The organism is Marinobacter sp. (assembly GCF_041690455.1).
In the GTDB taxonomy this organism is placed as follows: domain Bacteria; phylum Pseudomonadota; class Gammaproteobacteria; order Pseudomonadales; family Oleiphilaceae; genus Marinobacter.
Map to the genome: position 1 here is coordinate 1 of NZ_JAWLHI010000123.1, position 5617 is coordinate 5617.

Genomic DNA, 5617 nt, shown 5'->3' on the forward strand with positions numbered 1-5617 from the left:
GCGATGACCAGATCCGCCTGTTGGACGGTTTCGGCATCGGGCGGGGTATCCGCCATGCCGTCCGGCCCGCGGCTGTCTGTGGTTACCAACCACCCGCGCCGGTTCGCCGCCCGTTCCAGGGCCCGGGCGGCCAGAAAACGGGTTGCCACACCCTGGGGGCAGGCAGTCACAATAATCAGTTTCATAACGGCATCTCTCCGGTGTTGTTTTGCCCGGGCCATGGCTGCACCCGGGTTTGTTGGAGAAGGGAAGAAAAGTCCGGTGCCTCGGGGTTTCCGACCCCGATGTGTTGCACACATTCGGCAGACAAAGCGGTGGCAAACGTCAGTATTGCCTCGTCAGACTGGCCTCCGAAAACACCATGGAGCATGCCCGCTAACAGGGTATCGCCGGCGCAAACGGTACTGACCACCGAGACCGGAGGAGCCCAGGATCTGAGTGCGCCGGCCGGTGAAGACCAAAAAACGCCCTCCGCACCCATGGAAACCACCACGTGGGAAACACCGCCAGCATGGACACGGGCGACGGCAGCTTCCACGGCTGTCATGTCCGTCAAGGGCATGTCCGCCCAGCCCGACAGTTCATCCAGGTTGGGTTTGACTGCAAACGGCACGGCCGCAATTCCTGCTTTCAGACCTTCACCACTGGTATCCAGCCACACAGGCTTGCCGGCACCGGAGGCCTGCTGCACCAGGCTCGCCAATCCGGATGGCGGGAACCCCTCGGGCAGACTGCCACCGATCACCACCGCATCGCACTCCGACAGCAGCGGCGCCAGCCGGAATTCAAGACGCTGGAGGGCGTCTTCCGGCATCCGGAAGCCCGGCCCGTTCAGGTCGGTCACCCGCCCACCGGGCTCGGCAATCTTGACGTTAACGCGATTCTGGCCGGGAACACGGACAAAACTGTCCTGCAGGCCTTCAGCGGTGAACAGACGCTCAAACGAGGAGGCATTCGCTTCGCCCATCAGGCCGGTCACCGTGACCGAATGGCCCAGTCGCGCCAGTACACGGGCCACGTTGATGCCCTTGCCCGCCGGTTCCAGCCGGGTATTGCCGGTACGATTGACTTCACCGACGCTGAGGGTCGGAGTTTCAACGCTGAGATCCAGGGCCGGGTTCAGAGTGATTGTGAGGATATTCGCCATCACCAGGCCTCCAGGGCATCACGCACCTCGGCCGCCGTTGCCAGGGACAGAGCCTTTTCAGCCTGCCGGCGAGCGGTTGCAAGGCTGAGGCTGCGAATGCAGGCCTTGACCAGGGGTACCCGGCGGCTGGTGACCGACAGTTCGTCCACATCCAGCCCAACCAGTACCGGAATGGCCTGGGGGTCGGATGCCAGCTCACCGCACACGCCAACCCATCGATTGTGGGCATGAGCCGCCTCAACCGTCATCCGGATCAGCCGTAATACCGACGGATGCAGACCGTCTGATTCCGCCGAAAGCTGCCCGTGGCCACGGTCGATGGCCAGGGTGTACTGGGTCAGGTCATTGGTGCCGACCGAGAAGAAATCGACCTCCGGCGCCAGGGTCGATGCCAGCAAGGCGCAGGAGGGCACTTCAATCATCACACCGACCTGAACATCGCTGGCGGTCACCTCCGCCTGAACTCTGGCGACAATCGCCCGTGCCGCCCGGAACTCTTCCACATCCTTGACCATGGGGAACATGATGCGCAGGGGCCGGTCGCCGGCGGCGGTCAGTAGGGCCCGTACCTGGGTTTCCAGGATGTCCGGGCGGGTCAGCGACAGCCGGATACCGCGCATGCCCAGAAACGGGTTGTCTTCCTGGGGCAACGGCCAGTAATCCAGGGGTTTGTCGCCGCCCACATCCAGGGTTCGAGCCACCAGGGGCAAACCGTTCAGGGCATCGAACGCGTGTTGGTATTCACTGACCTGGGTGGCCAGATCCGGGGCTTCGGGATGGGCCATGAAAATGAACTCGGTACGAAGCAGCCCGACACCGTCGGCCCCCCGATCCACCGCATCCGGGGTGTGGGCGGTGTTGCCGAGATTGGCGCACACTTCGATGGTATGGCCATCTTCGGTGGTGGCGGGCTGATTGCGGTTTTCGTGGGCTTCGGACTGCAGCGCTTCCATTTGCTGCAAACGGCGACGGATCTTCTCGCATCGTTCGGCCCCGGGGTTCGGCACCAGGCAGCCCCGCTCGCCATCCACCACCAGATCAGAGCCATTCACGATAGTCAGTATTCGCTCACCGGCCCCCACTACCGCAGGCAGACCCAGAGCACGGGCCAGTATGGCGCTATGGGAGGTAGCACCGCCCCGGGCGGTCACCAGACCGCGTACTCGCGAGGTATCCAGCCGAGCCACATCCGACGGGCCGAGATCATCGGCCACAAGAACATAGGGCGTATCCGGCGGCGTCGGCATAACGACGCCACAGAGGTTGGCCAGGACCCGGCGGCCAACATCACGCAGATCCGCGGCACGTTCCGCCAGCAAGCGATCAGCCAGAGCTTCCTGGGCCCGGGCCGCCGTATCGATGGCCTTCCACCAGCCCGCCTCGGCGGACGCCCCTTCGTTGATCGCTTCCAGAGTAGCCTGATACAGGTCTTCATCCTGGAGCATTTCCACATGCACTGAGAGAATCGGCGCAGCTTCACCGCCTTCGGCCTGCCGGATCAGCGAACGGAGCTGCCCATCGGCCTCGTCAATGGCCTGATTAAGGTGCTGGATCTGTTGCTCACTGTCCGCGGCAGACTCCGGATAATCAAGCACCGGCTGGCGCATCACAAACGCAGGCGCCAGCGCGAGCCCCGGTGACGCGGCCACGGCTTTCACCGGCTGGTCATCGGCCAGTGGTTCCGCGGGTTGAGTCTCGGGCTCCGTGGTTTGCTGTTCGGCGTGGCGCAACGGCGCGACCTTTTCACCCAGACCATCCTCAACGGCTTTGGTCAGGGCGTTAATGGCTTGCTCAGCCTCATCTCCGGTTGCCGACAACAGCAGCGTCTGGCCTCGGCGGGCACCCAGGCCGATCACCCGGGTCAGGCTGGTGGCGGACACCGCACTGCCGTCACCTTCCAGAAGGCGAATCCGGATGCCGGCATTGTGGCGGCGTGCCTCCTGGACCAAGTGTTTGGCGGGCCGAGCGTGCAGGCCGTGAGTATTGAGCAGGGTTACTTTTGCAGTGACCGCATCGGCGGCCTCACCGGACAGCCTGGCCATCACTGCCTCGGCACTCAGGCCGTCAATCGGTTCATTACGAGCCAGGAAGTTATCGATGCGATCCAGCAGGTCATGGCACTCATCACCAGGACCGGCCAGGCAGAACACCCCACGCAGTTCCGGCGTTGCCCGTTTGGGTGTTGCCAGCGACAGGGTCGGCCGCCTGGCGCCAACGGTATGGTGGGTCAGCCAGAAGCCCTGGCCAAGCGCCACCGGCGGCTGGCCGATGATACTGGCGAGAAACTCGGTGTCCACACAACGCAGACTCTGTAGACGCGCGGCGGCAATCAGGGCCAGTTCATTGGGTGTTGAAGCGTCGATGCCCAGACACAGGGTCTCGCTGTCACATTTGGCCACCGCCGGGGCTTTGGAGAGCAGAGCGACCAGCTCGGCGGCATCCGTGGCGCGACCCAGCTTTTCAGCCAGCCCGGGCTTGTCCAGCACGCGGGTAAGGTGGCGAAGAATATCCAGGTGTTCGTCAGACTGGGCCGCAATAGCCACCAGCACATGCACCCGTGCATTGTCGTGCCAGGTGATGCCTTCCGGAAACTGAAGAATTCGGATACCGGTTTCGAGAACGCCCTCCCGGCTTGCCGGTGTGCCGTGGGGAATGGCAATGCCGTTACCCAGTACCGTGGACGATTGCTGTTCACGGGCCTTCATTCCGGCCAGGTAATCGGGGGCCGTTCGGCCGGCGGCCTCAAGGTCCCGGGCTGCCTGTTGCAGTGCGTCTTGCCAGTCAGAGGCAGTGGCACCCAGTCGAACGTCATTGGCAGTCAGCGTCAGCATGATGGTTGCCTCGCTTTTTGTTTTGATACTGCGTCTTTGTTTCGATGCCGCGTATCAGTTTTTGTTTGCTGAATCGTGTCAGCATGCTTAAAATCGATGATGAAACAGATATGATCAGAAATCAAGCAATCTTTTAATCGGAGCTCTCGTCCATGACCCTTGCGGAACTTGCCCGGCTTGCCGGCGTTTCGAGAACCACCGCCAGTTATGTCATCAATGGCCAGGGGGCCGCCCGGCGCATCAAACCGGACACCATCGAGAAAGTGCTTGCGGTGGCAAGAGAGCATGACTTTCAGGTGGACACCCAGGCAGCCGCCCTGAGGGGCGGCGCCAGCCGGACCGTGGGCTTTATCCTGCCGGACCTGGAAAACACCAGTTACGCCCGACTGGCCAAGTTGCTTGAGCAAGGCGCACGCGCCCGGGGATATCAACTTCTGATAGCTGGCTCTGATGACGACCCGGAAACGGAAAAATCCCTGGCCCGCTCCTTCAAAGCCAGGCGCTGCGATGCCCTGATCGTCGCCAGCGCTCTCGCCCGGAACGACCCTTTCTATCCTCAGCTACAGAAAGACGGTCTGCCAGTGGTTGCCGTAGACCGGGCCCAGTCACCGGATCAGATCCGATGCGTGGTCAGCGACAACCGCACAGCGGCAGACGCGCTGACCCGCTCCGTACTGGGGGACGATACCGCAACCATCGCCTGGTTGGATGCGGTCCCCGAACTTGCCATGACCCGGGAGCGCCGGGAAGGGTTTCTGGCAGCGGCCAATGGCGCCCGTGTCGACACCCTTATCGAAAGCGGTCCCCATTACGACCGCGCCTCCGGTGCCGCCATGATGAAACGGATTCTTCGGGAACATGACCTGCCGGATGCCCTGGTAACGGCATCCTACACACTGCTTCAGGGGGTTCTGGATGTTCTTCTGGAACAACCGGGAGGGTTGCCGGACAAACTGCGTCTGGCTACGTTCGGGGATGACCGGTTGCTGGATTTTCTGCCGCTTGCGGTGAACTCCCTGCCGCAGGACCATGAGGCCATAGCCAATGCAACTCTGGCCCAGGCGTTTGCGGCTATCGGACGCCAAGAATCTGTGGACACCGTAACCATAAACCGAACACTCAAAAAACGATCTTCATACCCGTAGAATAAGTATCAGCAGTACGTGATATTGTTACAGCGAGACTCCCGGATTTGTGTTAGCGTCGTATCGTGATCGGCGGGCCTGCTCAAGCCCGCCATGGATCACTCGCACAGGGGGAATGTGCCCATCAACACTAGGTCCACCAGGGAGGTGACTATGTCTGACGCACCAATCTTCCCCGAGCAGAATCATCTGTTGAATTCCTTGCCCAAGAGCGCCAGAGAACGGATATTCCCGAAGCTCAAGCTTGTTGAACTGAACCTGGGTGACGTGATTTACGAATCCGGCCAGCCCATCGAATTCGTCTATTTCCCGACCGACTGCATCGTTTCGCTGCTCTATGTGATGATCAACGGTTCCTCTGCCGAAATTTCGGTGGTAGGAAACGAGGGCATGGCGGGTATTGCCGTCTTTATGGGCGGCGACAGCACCCCCACAAGAACGGTGGTCCAAAGCCGGGGTTTCGCTTACCGGATGCCGGCACAGGAACTCAAGAC

At 61.8% G+C, this 5617-nt stretch carries 4 protein-coding genes and 1 pseudogene; 2 read left to right on the forward strand and 3 right to left on the reverse strand.

Features of this window, described 5'->3' with window-relative positions; genetic code table 11:
- The 3 genes and pseudogenes from ACESMW_RS18295 to ptsP all read right to left on the reverse strand — a co-directional run.
- A pseudogene (locus ACESMW_RS18295) lies at positions 1-185 on the reverse strand (PTS fructose transporter subunit EIIBC); the annotation flags it as partial.
- Positions 182-1147, reverse strand: a complete 966-nt coding sequence (gene pfkB, locus ACESMW_RS18300; RefSeq protein WP_372988404.1) for a 1-phosphofructokinase — start codon at positions 1145-1147, stop codon at positions 182-184. The gene pfkB and the pseudogene ACESMW_RS18295, both read right to left, overlap by 4 nt.
- Positions 1147-3978 (reverse strand): phosphoenolpyruvate--protein phosphotransferase, encoded by a 2832-nt coding sequence (gene ptsP, locus ACESMW_RS18305; protein ID WP_372988405.1) that lies wholly within the window; start codon positions 3976-3978, stop codon positions 1147-1149. The genes pfkB and ptsP overlap by 1 nt, the downstream gene beginning before the upstream one ends.
- A gap of 152 nt (positions 3979-4130) precedes the next feature.
- On the opposite strand from ptsP, the gene cra reads away from it, so the two are divergent.
- Positions 4131-5123 carry a catabolite repressor/activator gene (cra, locus tag ACESMW_RS18310; RefSeq protein WP_372988406.1) on the forward strand — a complete coding sequence of 331 codons (993 nt, stop codon included), beginning with the start codon at positions 4131-4133 and terminating at the stop codon, positions 5121-5123.
- 153 nt (positions 5124-5276) lie between these two features.
- A partial coding sequence (locus ACESMW_RS18315) for a Crp/Fnr family transcriptional regulator (protein ID WP_372988407.1) occupies positions 5277-5617 on the forward strand: 341 nt, incomplete at its 3' end.

Coding starts and splice junctions, on each gene's coding strand:
- pfkB (WP_372988404.1), bottom strand. CDS start 1,147: ATGGCGAATATCCTCACAATCACTCTGAACCCGGCCCTGGATCTCAGC.
- ptsP (WP_372988405.1), bottom strand. CDS start 3,978: ATGCTGACGCTGACTGCCAATGACGTTCGACTGGGTGCCACTGCCTCT.
- cra (WP_372988406.1), top strand. CDS start 4,131: ATGACCCTTGCGGAACTTGCCCGGCTTGCCGGCGTTTCGAGAACCACC.